The sequence below is a fragment of the Micromonospora sp. NPDC049201 genome, assembly GCF_055586805.1.
Genome location: NZ_JBVJHM010000001.1, coordinates 432,935 through 449,213, shown reverse-complemented (window position 1 = coordinate 449,213; position 16,279 = coordinate 432,935). Strand labels below are relative to the sequence as shown.

10 protein-coding genes and 2 pseudogenes are annotated in these 16,279 nt (G+C 72.3%); 5 read left to right on the top strand and 7 right to left on the bottom strand.

What is annotated here, in order from left to right; translation table 11 throughout:
- Window positions 1-29: 29 nt before the first annotated feature.
- The 3 genes from ACZ6O5_RS01735 to ACZ6O5_RS01725 form a co-directional block, all read right to left on the bottom strand.
- The gene (locus ACZ6O5_RS01735; protein WP_465973999.1) at window positions 30-1,103 is read right to left on the bottom strand and encodes an ABC transporter ATP-binding protein; all 1,074 of its coding nucleotides are present in this window, start codon (window positions 1,101-1,103) and stop codon (window positions 30-32) included.
- Between the two features lie 109 nt (window positions 1,104-1,212).
- Complete coding sequence (locus ACZ6O5_RS01730) at window positions 1,213-2,262, bottom strand: extracellular solute-binding protein (RefSeq protein WP_465973998.1); 1,050 nt, start codon at window positions 2,260-2,262, stop codon at window positions 1,213-1,215.
- Between the two features lie 38 nt (window positions 2,263-2,300).
- Complete coding sequence (locus tag ACZ6O5_RS01725; RefSeq protein WP_465973997.1) at window positions 2,301-3,464, bottom strand: ROK family protein; 1,164 nt, start codon at window positions 3,462-3,464, stop codon at window positions 2,301-2,303.
- Window positions 3,465-3,892: 428 nt separating this feature from the next.
- On the opposite strand from ACZ6O5_RS01725, the gene coaD reads away from it, so the two are divergent.
- The 5 genes from coaD to ACZ6O5_RS01700 all read left to right on the top strand — a co-directional run bounded on the left by coaD (window position 3,893) and on the right by ACZ6O5_RS01700 (window position 9,268).
- Window positions 3,893-4,351: a pantetheine-phosphate adenylyltransferase gene (coaD, locus tag ACZ6O5_RS01720; protein WP_465974321.1), complete on the top strand. Its 459-nt coding sequence runs from the start codon at window positions 3,893-3,895 to the stop codon at window positions 4,349-4,351.
- A 323-nt stretch (window positions 4,352-4,674) separates the two neighbouring features.
- Window positions 4,675-6,912 (top strand): ricin-type beta-trefoil lectin domain protein, encoded by a 2,238-nt coding sequence (locus tag ACZ6O5_RS01715; RefSeq protein WP_465973996.1) that lies wholly within the window; start codon window positions 4,675-4,677, stop codon window positions 6,910-6,912.
- Between the two features lie 147 nt (window positions 6,913-7,059).
- On the top strand, window positions 7,060-7,950 hold the full coding sequence (locus tag ACZ6O5_RS01710) for an SGNH/GDSL hydrolase family protein (RefSeq protein WP_281942067.1): 891 nt from the start codon (window positions 7,060-7,062) through the stop codon (window positions 7,948-7,950).
- Between the two features lie 200 nt (window positions 7,951-8,150).
- Window positions 8,151-8,303, top strand: a complete 153-nt coding sequence (locus ACZ6O5_RS01705; protein ID WP_281942069.1) for a hypothetical protein — start codon at window positions 8,151-8,153, stop codon at window positions 8,301-8,303.
- On the top strand, window positions 8,303-9,268 hold the full coding sequence (locus ACZ6O5_RS01700) for a golvesin C-terminal-like domain-containing protein (RefSeq protein ID WP_465973995.1): 966 nt from the start codon (window positions 8,303-8,305) through the stop codon (window positions 9,266-9,268). The genes ACZ6O5_RS01705 and ACZ6O5_RS01700 overlap by 1 nt, the downstream gene beginning before the upstream one ends.
- A 79-nt stretch (window positions 9,269-9,347) precedes the next feature.
- Here the strand turns inward: ACZ6O5_RS01700 and ACZ6O5_RS01695 are convergent, their stop codons facing one another.
- From ACZ6O5_RS01695 to ACZ6O5_RS01680, 4 genes and pseudogenes are all read right to left on the bottom strand, one after another.
- Window positions 9,348-12,122, bottom strand: coding sequence for a DUF7507 domain-containing protein (locus ACZ6O5_RS01695; protein ID WP_465974320.1), 2,775 nt, complete (start codon window positions 12,120-12,122; stop codon window positions 9,348-9,350).
- A gap of 6 nt (window positions 12,123-12,128) precedes the next feature.
- Window positions 12,129-13,538 (bottom strand): annotated as a pseudogene (locus ACZ6O5_RS01690) (choice-of-anchor A family protein); the annotation flags it as partial.
- Window positions 13,539-13,570: 32 nt separating this feature from the next.
- Window positions 13,571-14,158, bottom strand: a complete 588-nt coding sequence (locus ACZ6O5_RS01685) for a GNAT family N-acetyltransferase (RefSeq protein WP_465974319.1) — start codon at window positions 14,156-14,158, stop codon at window positions 13,571-13,573.
- Window positions 14,159-14,191: 33 nt separating this feature from the next.
- Window positions 14,192-16,192, bottom strand: a pseudogene (locus tag ACZ6O5_RS01680) (penicillin acylase family protein); the annotation flags it as partial.
- Window positions 16,193-16,279: the final 87 nt, after the last annotated feature.

Here is a 16,279-nt window from a genome sequence, read left to right as displayed (position 1 = left end):
GGCTCGCAAAACCGGCTCACTCCTCGCGCTCACGCACCCACCACCCACATGCGCTCCGGCGGCAGGCGCAGCCCGACCTGGTCGCCCACGGCCAGCCCGGCCGGGACGTCGATCGCGGCCACCTGGACCGGCTCGCCGGCCACGTCGACCAGCAGGTTGGTGGCCATGCCGGTGAACTCCAGCTCGGTGACCCGGCCGGGCAGCGCGCCCTCGTCGGTGGCCGAACCGAGCGTGATGTGCTCGGGCCGCACGCTGACCAGCGCGGTCACGCCCTCGCGGAGCCCGTGCTCGGCGGGCGCGGCGACCGGGACCTCCCAGCCGCCGGGCAGCGCCACCGTCACCTGCTCCGGGCCGGCGGTCACCACCGGCAGGCTGAGCACGTTGCTGCGGCCGATGAACCGGGCCACGAACGAGGTGGCCGGCCGGTGGTAGATCTCCTGCGGCGTGCCGACCTGCCGGACCCGGCCGGACTCCATCACGGCGATCCGGTCGGACATGGCCATCGCCTCGGCCTGGTCGTGGGTGACGTAGAGCGCGGTGGTGCCGGACTCCTTCTGGATCCGGCGGATCTCGACCCGGGTCTCCTCGCGCAGCTTGGCGTCGAGGTTGGACAGCGGCTCGTCGAGCAGCAGCGTGCGCGGCCGGATCACCAGCGCCCGGGCCAGCGCGACGCGCTGCTGCTGGCCACCGGAGAGCTGGTCGATGCGGCGCTCGCCGTACCCGGCGAGGTGGACCTGCCCGAGCGCCTCGTCGATGCGGCGCTTCACCTCGACCCGGCCGACCTTGCGGATCTTCAGGCCGTACGCGACGTTCTGGGCGACGCTCAGGTGTGGGAAGAGCGCGTAGTTCTGGAACACCATGCCGGTGTCGCGCTTGTTCGGCGGCCGGTTGGTGACGTCCTCGGTGCCGAACCGGATCCGACCCGAGCTGGGGAAGTAGAAGCCGGCGACCATGCGCAGGGTGGTGGTCTTGCCACAGCCACTCGGGCCGAGCAGGGTGAAGAACTCCCCCGCGCCGATGCGGAGGTCGACGTCGTCGACCGCCGCGGTGTCGCCGGCACGCGGGAAGCGCTTGCTCACCGACTCCAGCGTGACATCGATCATGATGTCTCTCCTTGCGTCCGGTAACCGGATCGGACCGGTGACGGGGTGGGTGGTGCGGAACGGCGACGGCGGGACGCCGGGTGCGCGCGGCACCCGGCGTCCCGGCCGGTCAGCCCTTGTTCTTGATCTGGCTGTTCCAGTGGTTGATCCACTCGGTCTCGTTCTTGCCGATCACGTCCCAGTTGACGTCCAGCGGCTTGAGGTTGAGCTGGGCCAGCCACTCCGGCTTCTCCGCGATGTCCACGGCCGGGATCTGGTAGTAGTCCTTGGCCAGCTCGGCGCGGAGCGAGTCGTCGAAGAGGAACTCCAGGAACTTCTGCGCGCCCTCGCTGTTGCCGCCCTTGACCTGGGCCAGACCGTCGACCAGCACCGGGGCGCCGGAGGCCGGCATCACGTAGCCGAACGGCATGTTGGCCTGGTTGGCCTGGAGCAGGATGTCCTGGAGGTTCCAGGCGCTCAGCGTGCCCTGCTGGCGGGACAGCTTGAGGTACAGGTCGGTGGGGTTGGCGGCGTACGCGCCGGTGTTGGCGTCGAGCTTCTTCAGCCAGTCGTAGCCGGGCTGCGGGTTGCTGCCGTCCGGGGACTGTCGCACGATCATCGAGGCGTAGATCGACCGCATGGTGCCGGACGCGGCCACGTCCCGGATGATGATCTTGTCCTTGAACTCCGGCTTCAGCAGGTCGTCCCAGTCCTTCGGGGCCTGCTCCGGGGTGAGCGCCTTGTTGTTGTACATGATGACCTCGGGCAGCAGGATCTCGCCGAACCACCGGCCCTGCGGGTCCCTGTACTTCTCGTCCATCTTGTCGGCGAACGACGGCTTCCAGCTCGTGAGCAGGTCCTCGGAGGCGCCCGAGGCGAGCCCCTGCTGGGTGCCGCCCCACCAGACGTCGGCCTGCGGGTTGGCCTTCTCCGCCCGGACCCGCTCCAGGATCTCCTGGGCGCCCAGGTTGAGCACCTCGACCTTGCCCTTGTACTCGGGGTACTTGGCGGTGAACTTGTCGACGACGAAGGTGGTGACCTTCTTGTCGCGGGCCGTGTAGATCGTCAGCTTCTCGGCCTCGCCGGAGCCGGAGCCGGAGTCACCGGAGCCGCCGCCGCAGGCGGTGCCGGCGGCGAGGACGGTGGCGAGCGCACCGGCGAGCAGGAGTCGACGTCTCATGGGGTACCTCCGAGGGGTGTTGTGGGGGGGTGGAGCGGTCAGGGAGCGGGTAGCAGGGTGGACAGGCCCGACGCGGCGGCCGAGAGTGCGTAGCTGACCGCGCCGTGCAGCACCGCCTGGTCACCGAGGACCGCGCGGCGGACCTCGGTCGGGCTGGGCGCGCCGGCGGACACCAGCGCCTGGAGCCGGTCCACGGCGGCGTCGTCGAGGTCGGCCGCGGCGCCGCTGAGCAGCACCCGACCCGGGTCGATCACGCAGGCGCAGGAGACGATGAGCCGGGCCCAGGCGGCGAGCACCTCGGCCAGGTACGCGCCGGCCCGCTCGTCGGTGGCGGCCAGCTCGACGAGCGCCCGTACCGGCGCGGCCGGCCGTCGGCCCGGGGCCAGGGCCACCACCCGCTCGGCGACGGCGCCGGCGGACCAGCGGGCCTCGAACGGGCCGATGCCGTCGTGCCCCCGGTCGGCCGGGTCGAGCGGCAGGAAGCCGACCTCGCCGGCCGCGCCGCCGGAGCCGCGACGGACCTGCCCGTCCAGCACCAGCCCGGCGCCGATGCCGTCGGCGACGTGCAGCAGGAGCAGGTCGGCGACGTCGGTCCCGGCGCCGGCCGCGTGCTCACCGGCGGCCATCAGGTTCACGTCGTTGTCAACCACCACCGGCACGCCGAGCCGCCGCTGCACCGACTCCCCCACCGGGCGTGCCTCGACCAGCCCGACCGAGGGGGCGAGCCGGACCGCGCCGCCGGTGGAGACGCCGGGCGCGGCGATGGCCACGCCCCGCAGCGCGGGCAGCCCGTCGCCGGCCAGCTCCGGCACGGCGGCGCAGATCAGGTCGACGATGTCGCCGGTACGCCGCACCGTGCGGTGGGCGATCACGGCGCCGTCGCTGTCGGCGATCTCGCAGCTGATCCGGGCCGGTTCCAGCGCGACGGCGGCGACCAGCTCGGCGCGGGGGTTGAACTCGAGGATGGCGCGGGGGCGGCCGGCCCGGGAGGCGCCGGGGCCGCGCTCGATCAGGTAGCCCTCGGCAATCAGGTCCCGGACCAGCGGGGTGAGCGTGGCGGGGCTCAGCCCGGTCAGCTCGGTCAGCTCGGCACGGGACAGCACCCGGGCGGAGCGGGCGGCGGAGATGACGCTGCTGCGCTTGATCTCCTTCGACCGCTCCCGGCTCACCGGGCTCGTCGGCGGGGTCACCACGTCTGTCACACTTCCTTCCTACGGCGAACGAACTATTGCGTCAAGTAACGATCTGGTCTCGCGGGCTCGGCACCCCGAACCGCGAACTGGACAAATGGCAGTGATGGACGCGTCCGGGCGAGCCTGGTTCCGCCGATGCCACCACCTCGGCACCCACGATCAGCCCGCCTTTAGTTCGCGTCCCGAAGAAATGCCGTCGCGCCCTTCTCCTGAGCGCCGTGATGACCCTGCCATTGAGGACAGTCACCCTTCCGGCCGGGGCGTCGACCAGCCGCCGGCAACTTCCCGGCGCCCGTCGCCTGTCGAGCTGAGAGCAGAAACGACTCACCTGCCGCACCTCGACCGGCCCCTGCCTCGCTCCGGCCGATCATCAGGTCGGGATGCCGGCCACCTACAGTCGTGCCATGCGGACCGACACGACCGGGACAGCCGAACCAGTGGCAGGTTCACATCCGGCGGGGTCGATTGCGGGGCGCGCGCCCGTCCGGGCCGTCTATCCCGGCACCTTCGATCCCGTCACGCCCGGACACCTGGACGTGGTGAACCGGGCGCGCGGCCTCTTCGACGAGGTGGTCGTGCTCGTCGCGGTCAACGACGACAAACAGCCGGGCAGCGGCGAGGACCAGCGGGCAGCCGCCGTCCGGGCCGCGTTGCCGGTCGGGTGGACCACCGTCACCGTGGCGGCGTGGCGCGGGTTGACCGCCGACTACTGCCGTCGCCACGGTGCGGGAGTGATCATCCGTGGCGTGCGGAACACCACCGACCTCCAGGCCGAACAGCGGCTCGCCGGGATGAACCAGTCGTTGGGCGTCCCCACCGTGTTCCTGCCGGCGCGGCCCGAACTGGCCGCGACGTCGTCCACGGCAGCGCGCACGCGAGGAAAGGCATCCGCGTAGCCGGCCCTTGCCTCGCCCATTCCGTACCAAGATCTATGAGAGCGCGGACCGCCGCTTCAGGTTGTCGACGAACGCGCCCCGGGCTGCGGTGTCGAAGCTCGCCGACGCGGCCGGCCGACGGCGCCCGGATCGCGGCGCTCGCCCGCCTGACCCGCTGAGCGTCGTCGCGGGGCGGTGACCGAGCGTGTACCGAGTTCCGGAACCGTCCGATTTCATTGACTCCGGTCACTCTCACGCGGTTACGTGGCGGTAGCACCCCACCCCACCACCCCCACGGCACACGTGCCGCCCGCGACGCGTGCCGGCGACGAAAGGTGCCCGAAATGATGCGATTCGGAGCGGCGTACCGACGATGGCCCGGCCGGCTCACCGCGTGCGGCGCGGTCGCCGCCGTGCTCGGCGCGGTCGGCGCGGTCGCCGTCCTCGCCCCGACCGGGGCGTACGCCGCCAGCACCGGCTCGCTGGTGAGCGCCGCGAACGGCAAGTGCCTCGACGTGGCGAACAACTCCACCGCCGACGGCGCGACCGTGCACATGTGGACCTGCTACCCGACCGTGGCCAGCCAGAAGTGGACGCTCGCCGACGACGGTTCGGTGCGCTCCCAGGGCAAGTGCCTGGACGTCGCGAACAACGGAACCGCCAACGGCGCCGCTGTGCACATCTGGACCTGCTACGCCACGGTCACCACCCAGAAGTGGACGCTCACCGCCGCCGGGGACCTGGTCAACGCCGCGTCCGGCAAGTGCCTGGACATCCGCGACAACAACCAGGCCGACGGCGCGCCCCTGCAGATCTGGTCGTGCGCCGGCTCGGCCAACCAGAAATGGACACTCACCGGCGTGAGCACCCCGACCACCCCGCCACCGACCGCCACCCCCACCGGGCCACCGCCCTCGGACACGCCGGTGACCAACCCGGACCTCGGCCCCAACGTCAGCGTCTTCGACCCGTCGATGTCGACCTCGACCATCCAGAACCGGCTGAACACGGTCTTCGCGCAGCAGGAGACCAACCAGTTCGGCAGCGCCCGGTACGCGTTGCTGTTCAAGCCGGGCAGCTACGCGGTGGACGCCAACGTCGGCTTCTTCACCCAGGTCGCCGGCCTGGGCCTCACGCCGGGCCAGACCACCGTCAACGGCCGGGTGCACGTCGAGGCGGACTGGTGGCCGGACGGCTCGCAGAACGCCACCCAGAACTTCTGGCGCTCGGCGGAGGGGCTGACCGTCAACCCGACCGGCGGGCTGGAGCGGTGGTCGGTGTCGCAGGCCGCGCCGTACCGCCGGATGCACGTGCGCGGCAACCTGGCGCTCTCCGACGGCGGCTGGTCCTCCGGGGGTTGGATCTCCGACACCAAGGTCGACGGGCAGATCCAGTCCGGCTCGCAGCAGCAGTGGATCACCCGCAGCTCGCAGATCGGCGGCTGGACCGGGTCCAACTGGAACCAGGTCTTCGTGGGCGTGCCGGGCGCGCCGGGCAACAGCTTCCCGAACCCGCCGTACACCACTGTCGACACCGCGCCGGTGGTGGCCGAGAAGCCCTACCTGTACGTGGACGCGGCCGGCGCGTACCGGGTGTTCGTGCCCGCGAGGCGCACCGACACCGCCGGCACCACCTGGGCCGCCGGCACCCCGGCCGGCCGGTCGATCTCGCTGAGCCAGTTCCAGATCGTACGGCCCGGCGACACCGCGGCGAGCATCAACGCGGCGCTGGCCGCCGGCCGGCACCTGTTGGTCACCCCCGGCGTCTACCAGCTCGACCAGACGCTGACCGTGACCCGGCCCGGCACCGTCGTGCTCGGCCTGGGCCTGGCCACGTTCGTGCCGCGCAACGGCGTCACCGCGATGACGATCGCGGACGTGGACGGGGTACGGCTGGCCGGCGTGCTCTTCGACGCCGGCACCACGAACTCGAACGTGCTGCTCCAGGTCGGGCCGCCCGGGTCGAGCGCCGACCACGCCGCCGACCCGACCGTGCTCTCCGACGTCTTCGTCCGGGTCGGCGGCGCGATCGCCGGCCGGGCGACCGTGAGCATGCAGATCAACAGCGACGACGTGATCGGTGACCACGCGTGGATCTGGCGGGCCGACCACGGCAACAGCGGCACGGTCGGCTGGACCGTCAACACCGGCCGCAACGGGCTGGTCGTCGACGGCGACGACGTCACGTTCTACGGCCTGTTCGTGGAGCACTACCAGCAGTACCAGACCATCTGGAACGGCGAGAACGGGCGGACCTACTTCTATCAGAACGAGATGCCCTACGACCCGCCGAACCAGGCCGCGTGGATGAACGGGTCGACCCGGGGCTGGGCGGCGTACAAGGTCGCCGACTCGGTCACCAACCACCAGGCGTGGGGGCTGGGCAGCTACTGCTTCTTCAACGTCAACCCGGCCGTGGTGAGCGCCCGCGCGTTCGAGGTGCCGGTGCGGCCGGGGGTGCGGTTCCGCAACATGGTGACGGTCTCGCTGGGCGGTGTCGGCACCATCAGCCACGTCATCAACGACACCGGGGCCACCGTCGACAGCGGTCACCAGGTGACAAGCATCGTCAGCGGTCCCTGACGGGATCGGCGTGGGCCGGCCCCTCCTCGGGGCCGGCCCACCACCCCGACCACCCCTTAACGGCGTTCGTCCATATTGACGGATATCACCGGCAGCGGCAGACTCTCGGACCACCACCACCCCCGATCCCGCTCCCGGGAGGGCGCCATGAACCGTCCCCACCTGCCGCTGAGGCGTACGGCCGCACGACTGGCCGCGCTCGCCGCGGCCACCGCCGGCGTGCTGCTCGCCGTCACCGCGCCCGCCAACGCCGCCGTGCCCGCCGGGCGCTACGTGGCGCTCGGCGACTCGTACACCGCCGGCCCGCTGATCCCCACCCAGGTCGACCTGAACTGCCTGCGGTCCAACCGCAACTACCCGACGCTTGTCGCCGCGTCGGCCGGGTCGTCGTCGTTCGCGGACGTGAGCTGCTCCGGCGCCACCACCGACGACATCCTGTACGGCGGCGACGGCCAGCTCGGCATCAACCTGCCGCCGCAGCTCAACGCCGTCACCTCGGCCACGGCGCTGGTGACTGTGCAGATCGGGGGCAACGACATCGGGTTCTCCGGGATCATCAGCGACTGCGCGGAGGCGAGCGTCAGCAGCCCGCTCGGCTCGCCGTGCAAGGACCGGTTCACCGCCGGCGGCACCGACCAGCTCCGGGCCCGGATCGCGGCCACCGTGCCGAAGGTGACCACCGTGCTGCGCTCGGTCCGGCAGGCCGCGCCGAACGCGCGGGTCGTGGTGCTCGGTTACCCGGCGATCCTGCCGGACAGCGGGTACGGGTGCTGGCCGGTGGTGCCGATCGCCTACCAGGACGTGCCGTACCTGCGCGGGGTGGAGAAGGCGCTGAACAGCATGCTGGCCGACACCGCGGCGGCCAACGGCGCGAGCTACGCCGACGTCTACACCCCGTCGATCGGCAAGGACGCGTGCAAGAGCAGCGGCACCCGCTGGGTGGAGGGCCTGGTGCCGCAGAACTCGGCCGCGCCGTTCCACCCGAACGCCCGGGGCGAGCAGGGCATGGCCACCGCGCTGCTGGCACACCTGAACTGAGTCGACCCCCCGGCCGAGCCGGTCCCGCCGAGCGGCGGGGCCGGCTCGTCGCCGTTCGGCGATCCCGAGCGCCGGCAAATATTTTCGCTCGGAAGAGTAGGGGTGAAGGGTATCGACAGAACAGCGCGCGCCGGGATAGCGTGCCCGCACTCACATCCGTCGATCGATCGGATGCCGAGCGTCGTCGCCGAAGGAGCGCCATGCCCACGTCCCGATCCGTCCGTCTGCGGCGCCGAGGTCTGCTCGGCATCCCGGCCCTGGTGGCCGCCGCGCTGACCGTGGTCGCCCGTCCCGGCGCGGCCGTCGCCGCACCGAAGGCCGAGTGCCTGGCCGACCTGCTCCAGGAGCGGTGATGGCCACGATCCCCTGGCTGGTGGACGTGCTGCGGGCCGCCGGCGTGCAGGTCGTCGTGGAGGGCGACTGGCTCAACCGGGCCCGCCCCGGCTCGTTCGACCCGATCGGCGTGCTGTGGCACCACACCGCGGCCACCTCCAGCGCCACCAACCCGCACCCGGCGCTCAACATCTGCATCAACGGTCGCCGCGACCTGGCCGGCCCGCTCTGCCAGGCGCTCGTCGACTACCACGGCGTGTTCCACGTGATCTCCGCCGGCCGGTGCAACCACGCCGGTGTCAGCGGCGGCAGCGGGCCGATCCCGGCCGGCGACGGCAACACCCTGATGATCGGGTGGGAGATCGACTACAACGGCGTGGACCAACGGATGACCACCGCGCAGTACACCGCCAGCATCGCCGCCACCGCCGCCGTGCTCACCCGGCTCGGCAAGGACTCCAGCTATGCCCGTGGGCACCGGGAGACCAGCACCACCGGCAAGATCGACCCGTCCTTCATCGACCTGAACACGATGCGGGCCGACGTCGCGGCGAAGATGTCCGGCACTGGCGGCGGCTGGTCCTCGATCGTGGACAACGCGACCGCCGGCCGCTTCTCCGCCAGCGGCAACTGGGGCGTCTCGTCCTTCTCCGGGCAGCGTTACGGCGCCGACTACCGCTACGCCGACCCGATCGCCGCCAGTGACGCCGCCTGGTACAGGTTCAACGTCCCGCGCACCGGCAACTACCGGGTCGAGGCGTGGTGGCCGGCGAACGCGGGCTACAACGCCTCGACGCCGTACGTCGTGGCCACCACCACCGGCAACCGCACCGTCTACGTCGACCAGCGGGCGACCGGCGGGCAGTGGCGCAACCTCGGCACGTTCACGCTGGCCGCCGGCGACGCCGACCGGGTGGCGGTGAGCCGGTGGAGTTCCGCCGCCGGCCTGGTCATCGCCGACGCGGTCCGGCTCACCGAGGTCTGACCGGACCGGCCGAGATCTGGTCGGTGCGGTGGCGGGGCCGGGCGTACCCGACACCGCCACCGCACCGGGAACCGGTCGATCAGGCCGCGCCGTGCCGTGGTGCGGCCCGGCGACGCCGGCCCCACACGGTCAACGTGATGCCGATCAGCAGCACCAGCCCGCCGACGACGGAGAGCGGGAGCAGGAACGAACTACCGGTGATCGGCAGCTTGCCGTGGTGCCACGGCCACGGGCCGGGCTTGGGACCGGGCCCGGGATGCGGACCGGGGCCCGGCTTGATCTTCACGTGGACGCAGAGCGTGACCTCCGGTGAGACGGGTGCCGGGCCGGACGGCGGCGTTCCGGTCGCGGTCGCGGTGTCGGTGATGCAGCGCTCCCTGGCGTCCGCCTTGGACACGGTGTAAACCGCGGTACAGGTGATCGTCTCCCCCGGCGCCAGGATGACCTCACCGTTGGGCGTGCCGTCCGGCCCGCAGGTGATCGGCCCGAGGTTCGCCGGGTCGGCCGGCGGCGCCAGCGTGTCCGTCACGGTCACCCCGGTCAGCGGCACCGAGCCGGTGTTGGTGACCTGGAATCGGTACTCCACCCGCTGACCGACCTTGTGCACCTCGGTCGGGTCGGCGGACTTCGTCACCACGATCGCCGCGCCCCTGGTGACGGTCACCGTGGCCGAGGCCGGATCGGAGCGTACGGGGGCGGGCGGCTCCTGGCCGGGGACGGTGGGCGGCGTACCGACCGCGACCGCGGTGTTGGTGATCCTCCCCGCCTCGACGTCCGCCTCGGTGATCGTGTAGGTCGCGGTGCAGGTCGTGCTCTGCCCCGGCGCGAGCGTGGTGTCGGCGCAGGTGATCGCCGAGGGTCGGCCGCTGCCGGAGAACGCGGTCTCGTCGATGGTGACGGCGGAGAGCGTGGTGTTGCCGGTGTCGGTGACGACGTAGCGGTAGGTGACGACGTCACCGGCACGGGACACCGTCTCCGGCGTCACGCTCTTCGCCAACGCGACGCCCGGGTGCAGGATCGGGATGTCGTACGTCGACGGCCCGGAGACCGGCGCCGGCCCGCGGGGCGGGGTACCGGTGGCGGTCGCGGTGTCGAGCAGCGACGCCTGGGCGAAGTCCTCCGCCGAGACCGTGTAGGTGGCCCGGCATTCGACGGACTCGCCCGGCGCCAGCGTGACGGTACCGTTCGGCACGTTGTCCGGGCCGCACGTGATCGCGGTCTGGTTCTCACGATCGGCCGGCGGCAGCAGGGTGTCGTTCACCGTGACCTTGGTCAGCGTCGAACCACCGGTGTTCACCACCCGGTAGGTGTAGTCGACCTTCTGACCGGCCTCGGTGACGGCGACCGTGGTGGACGACTTGACGACGTCGATGCCGGCCACGGGACTGGCGTCCGGCAGGGTCAGCGTGGACGGGTCGGAGTCGACCGGTGTCTGGCTGCCGGCCGGGGTGCCGTGCGCGGTCGCGGTGTCGGTGAGCGAGCCGTGGTCGAGGTCGGCCTGGGTGACCGTGTACGTGGCCGTGCAGGTGGTCGACGCGCCCGGCGCCAACGTCGTCACCGGGCAGGTGATCGGTCCGAGGTCGGCGTTCGACGACGGCGGCGTCTGCACGTCGGTCACGTTGACGTTCGACAGCGTGAGCCCGCCGGTGTTGACCACCACGAACAGGTACGGCACCTGCTCCCCGACCGCGACGAACTCCGTGGAGGTGGACGTCTTCTCCACGCTGATCGAGGCGTTCACCTCGGCGCGCGGGATGGTCAGCGTGGACGGGTCCGAGTCGACCGGGGTCTCACCGCCGGCCGGGGTGCCGTGCGCGGTCGCGGTGTCGGTGAGCGAGCCGTGGTCGAGGTCGGCCTGGGTGACCGTGTACGTGGCCGTGCAGGTGGTCGACGCGCCCGGCGCCAACGTCGTCACCGGGCAGGTGATCGGGCCCAGGTCCGCGTTCGACGACGGCGGCGTCTGCACGTCGGTCACGTTCACGTCCGACAACGTCACCCCACCGGTGTTCGTCACCGCGAACCGGTACGGCACCTGCTGCCCGGCCGAGACGATCGTGGTGGTGGTCGACGACTTGACCACCGTGATCTCCGCAGCCGCCGGGGTGGCCACGATCGTCAGCGTCGACGGGTCCGAGTCGATCGGCGTGGCGCTGCCCACCGGCGTGCCGTGCGCGGTCGCGGTGTCCGACACCGAGCCGATGTCGAGGTCGGCCTGCGACACGGTGTACGTGGCCGTGCAGGTGGTCGACGTGCCCGGGGCCAACGTGGTGGCCGCGCAGGTGATCGGCCCGAGGTTCGCGTTCGACGACGGCGGCGTCTGCACGTCGGTCACGTTCACGTTCGACAGCGTCAGACCGCCGGTGTTCGTCACCACGAACCGGTACGGCACCTGCTGCCCGGCGGCGGTGATCGTCGTGGTGGTGGAGGACTTCACCACCACGATCGCCGGCGTCACGGGCGTCGCCTCGATCGTCAGGGTGGACGGCTCCGAGTCGACAGGCGTCGTGCTTCCCGGCGGCCTGCCGTGGGCGACCGCGGTGTCCGACACCGAGCCGTGGTCGAGGTCGGCCTGGGTGACCGTGTACGTCGCCGCGCACGTCATCGACACGCCGGGCGCCAGGGTGCTCGTCGGGCAGGTGATCGGCCCCAGGTTCGCGTTCGACGACGGCGGCGTCTGCACGTCGGTCACGTTCACGTTCGACAGCGTCAGACCGCCGGTGTTGGTCACCACGAACCGGTACGGCACCTGTTCGCCGGGGGACGTGAGCGTCGTGGTGGTGGAGGACTTCTGCACCGAGATCGACGGGGTCAGGACCTCGGCCGGGATGGTGAGGTCGCTGGGCTCGGAGACCACCGGTGTGCCGCCGCCGGCCGGCGTGCCCCGCGCCGTCGCGGTGTCGGAGACCCCGCCGTGGTCGAGGTCGGCCTGGGTGACCGTGTACGTCGCCGTGCAGGTGGTGGACGCGCCCGGGTCGAGTGCGGTCACCGGGCAGGTGATCGGGCCCAGGTCGGCGTTGGACGACGGCGGCGTCTGCGTGTCGGTGACGGCGATGTCGGTCAGCGCGACACCACCGGTGTTGACCACCCGGAACGAGTACGGCACCTGCTGTCCGACGGATCCGATCAGCGCGGTGGTCGACGACTTCACCACCGCGATGCTTGCCGGCGTGCCGCCGTTACAGGTCAGCGTGGTGCTGAACGGGAAGTAGTGGATCTCGCCGCCCTCGTGGTCGAGCGTGCGGGTGATCACGCTGCCCTCGGTGTTGCTGGCGGACAGGTCGGTGAAGTCGGCGTTCGGGGCGTAGATGCTGCCCTCGACGGTGCGGGCCCCGGCCGTGAGCGTGAGCCGGGTCGCGGTCGGGAAGTTGATCAGGATGTACTGGGCCTGCTGGCCGCCGATGCCGGAGAAGTTCGGCGCGGTCCAGTCGAACGTGTTGCCGACGCCTGTGGTGTCCACGTTGATCAGCAGCGGCGTGGTCGCGGTGGGCTGGTCGCGGAAAGTCAACGTGTCGATGTTGTTCAGGTCCGTGGCGCCGATGTTCAGCACGTTGGTGACGCCGCTGGTCAGCGTGATCACCGCGTTGCTGCCCGGCGGGATGGGCCGGGGCAGGACGTTCCCGTTGGGGTCGGTGAGCACCACCGTGTTCTCGCAGCCGGCCAGGCCGGTCGAGGTGGACCGGAACGACGCGAACGCGTCGGCGAAGTTGATCGGCGAGGTGGGGCCGACGCTGCCGACCGGCTGCCGGACGGTCAGCTCCACTCGGGGGAAGGCGTCGTAGTTGTCGCTGGGCAGGATCCGGGTGTTGACCGCGGCACCGTTGTTGTCGGTGTCCCGGACGAACGTGCCGGCGAGGTTCCCGACCTTGGCGTACCCCTGGGACAGCACCTGGAGCCGGGTTCCTGGCACGCTGCCGGCGAAGTCGACCCGGCCGCCGACCACGAGCGCGGTCGGCCGGCTGTCGCCGGGGACCACGAACGAGCCGGCGGTGTTGTTGGCGAGCTGGTAGTTGCCGAAGGAGAGGTCACCGCCGACGGCCATGGTGCCCTCGTTCTCGTTGGTGACCACCCTGGCGTCACCCTCGGTCATCACCCCGAAGCTCTGCGCTGCCGCTACCGGGTTGACCGGCCCGATCGCTCGCGCCGCCGGTGGTGGCGGCTGGCCACCCGGCGCGGCCGACGCGACCGCGACCGGTAGCGGCGCGGTGAGCGCCGCGACGGCCACGACCGCGGCGGCTCGCCGCCACGGGCCACTGAACGTCCTGATCATCATTCCCCCGCTTGTCCGATTTGGGGGGATATTAGCTAGCCGATCGTCGGCTGAGGATCACTACCCGGAACGTGAGCCCCCGTCTCGAACCGTTCGCGGGTGAGGAACGCCAACTGGGCGCGCTTGCCCGGCAGATCGATCTCGTCGGCCAGTGCGAAGCCCTCGGTCCGCAGACGACGCAGTGCGGCCGTGTTGCGTACGTCCGGCTCGACCACCACCCGCCGCGCCGCCGGGTCGCGCAGCAGGAACCGGATCAGCGCGGGCACCACCGCCGAGGTGAGGCCGCGCGCGTACCGCCGGGGCGGGTTGAGCAGCAGGTGCATGCCGACGTCGCCGGGCCGGACCGGGTAGCGCTCCCCCACCGGGTCCGCCTCCGGCCGGTAGGTCTGGAACAGCCCGACCGGCTCGTCGTCCAGCATGATCAGGTACGCGTGGTGGGTGTCCAACCCGTCCAGGAAGGCGTAGACCTCGCGCACCTCGTCGCGGGTGTGCGCGCCCATGCCCCAGAACCGGTTGCGGGGCAGCGTGACCCAGCCGTGCAGCAGCTCGGCGTGCCGGTCCGGGCATACCGGCGTCAGCGCCAGCTCACCGAGGTCGGGGTCGCGCTCCAGGGGGATCGTCATGGTGTCGTCCTTCGGAAGAGGGTCGGCGGGCACCGGGATCAGCGTGCCGGCGGCCCAGTGCGGAAACTGGTCGGTGAAGTGCGGGTCGCCGGACCGCCCGGACGCGCCGAACGGGACGATCCAGCGGCTGGCCGCCCGGTCGGTCAGGTCCCAGACGTAGCGGGCGACCGGACCCCGCCAGCAGGTGTCGGAGACGCCGGCGACACCGGACGTGGCCAGCACGCAGTCGGTGTCCCCGCCGAGCGCGGCCCGCTCCCGCATCGCGGCGACGGCGGCCGAGGTCCCGGCGGCCACCCCCAGGTGCAGCGGGTGCGGCAGGTGCCGGCGACCCCACGGCTCGGGCGGCGGCCCGGCGGCCACCTCGACCAGCGCGTCGACGCCGAGCGACACGACGTCGACGCCAGGCTCCTCGACGAGGTGGTCCAGGGCCAGGCCGATCCGGGTCGCCGGGTCGGTCCAGGGGGTGAACAGCTCGTCGTACCCGGACGGCTCGTGCAACGCCCGCAGCGACGGATGGGCGATCAACCGGCGGGCGAGCGCCGCGCGCCAGGCCGCGTACGCTCCGGCGTCGGGCGAGTCGGCCGCCATCTCGCGGTTCCAGGCCAGCAGCCGGTCGCACAGCGCGCGGGCCGGCGCGCCGAGTCCGACGGCGTCGAGCCGGCGCAGCAGCCGGTACGTCGGGGTCACCGGGAGGCGGGCGTCGGTGTGCACGGTGGACGCCTCGACGCCGTCGGCGAGCAGGGCGCGGATCCGCCGGGCGCGGTGCGGCGGCGCGAAGTCGACCCCGTGCGCGGCGACGTCCGGGCGACGGTCGTTGGCGCAGACCGCGACCCCGTCGACCTTGTCGTCCACCATCGGCAGGTAGTCGCCGCGCCAGTGGTGGCGCGGCTCCCAGCCGGGTACCGGCTCGCGGCGGCAGCGGTCGTCGCGTACCGGGACCAGGCCGGCGACCAGGCGACGGACCGTGCCGCCGGGGTCGGCGACGAGCACGCTGTTGACCGGCTCGACCCAGTCGCGCAGCGCGTCCGCGACGTCGCCGGCGTGCCGGGCGCGCAGCAGCGGCAGCAGCGCCTCGAACCCGAGCCGGGCCTCGACCCGGCTCGGCGTGCGCAGGCTGAGCGCCTCGCCGGTGACCCGGTCGTGGTCGACGACCGGGCCGCGCGGCGTCTCCACGATCTCGACGCGTTCGACCGGACCGCCGCGCACCTCGATCTCCTCGACGTGCCGCGCGACCGGCACCCAGCCGGCGGCGTCGCGCGCCAGCAGCCGGTCACCGTCGCGGCGGAGCTGTTCGCGGTAGACGTCCTGGTAGTCGGCCATCGCGTTGGTGACGGCCCAGGCGACCCCGCCGGCATGACCGAAGTGCGGCAACCCCGGTACGCCGGGAAAGGCCAGCCCGACCACGTCGAACTCCGGGCAGGCGAGCCGGATCTGCTGGTAGACGCCGGGCAGTTCGAGCAGGCGGTGCGGGTCACCGGCGATCAGTGGGCCGCGTCCGGCGGCCGGGTCGGCGGGCAGCGCCCAGGCGTTGCTGCCGGCGGACGCCGGCCCCTCCACCGCGAACCGGCCGACCGCGTCGGGGCCGAGCGTGCGGGCGACGTGCGCGTGCCAGAGCTTGTTCGGGAACGTGGAGAACAGCGCGTGCTGGACCAGGAACACACCGAGCGGCGTCCACGGCCGCCACGGCTCCGGCGCGCTGCCGGTGGCGGCGAACTCGGGTGCGGCGGCGGCACCCTCGGCGAGCCCGTCGTTGACGCCGTCGACGTACGCCGCGACCCACCGGCGGGTGCCCGGGTCGAGTCGGTCGTGGCAGCGGCGGGCGGTGTCGTCCAGGCGGGCGCGCCTGGCGAACCGGTCCCAGGGCAGCTCCGTCGCGCCGACGTGGGCGGCGAGCCGGCCCTCGGCCCGCCACCGTTCGACGCTGAGCTGCCAGGCCCGGTCGGCCGCGGTGACGCGGCCCTGGAGGTACGCGAGCGCGTCCACGTCGTCGGCCCACAGCTGCGGTACGCCCCACCGGTCACGTTCGACACGCATCCGACCACCCCTCCTTGATAGTTAGGTGAGCCTAACCTAATCTGACTGCCGCGTGGCCCTCGCCGCGCCCCTGTCCGCACGACCACC

Bases quoted from the DNA above. Each gene is read 5' to 3' on its own strand.
- ACZ6O5_RS01710 (WP_281942067.1), top strand. From the start codon at position 7,060: ATGAACCGTCCCCACCTGCCGCTGAGGCGTACGGCCGCACGACTGGCC.
- ACZ6O5_RS01700 (WP_465973995.1), top strand. From the start codon at position 8,303: ATGGCCACGATCCCCTGGCTGGTGGACGTGCTGCGGGCCGCCGGCGTG.
- ACZ6O5_RS01715 (WP_465973996.1), top strand. From the start codon at position 4,675: ATGATGCGATTCGGAGCGGCGTACCGACGATGGCCCGGCCGGCTCACC.
- ACZ6O5_RS01735 (WP_465973999.1), bottom strand. From the start codon at position 1,103: ATGATCGATGTCACGCTGGAGTCGGTGAGCAAGCGCTTCCCGCGTGCC.
- ACZ6O5_RS01730 (WP_465973998.1), bottom strand. From the start codon at position 2,262: ATGAGACGTCGACTCCTGCTCGCCGGTGCGCTCGCCACCGTCCTCGCC.
- ACZ6O5_RS01705 (WP_281942069.1), top strand. From the start codon at position 8,151: ATGCCCACGTCCCGATCCGTCCGTCTGCGGCGCCGAGGTCTGCTCGGC.
- ACZ6O5_RS01685 (WP_465974319.1), bottom strand. From the start codon at position 14,158: ATGACGATCCCCCTGGAGCGCGACCCCGACCTCGGTGAGCTGGCGCTG.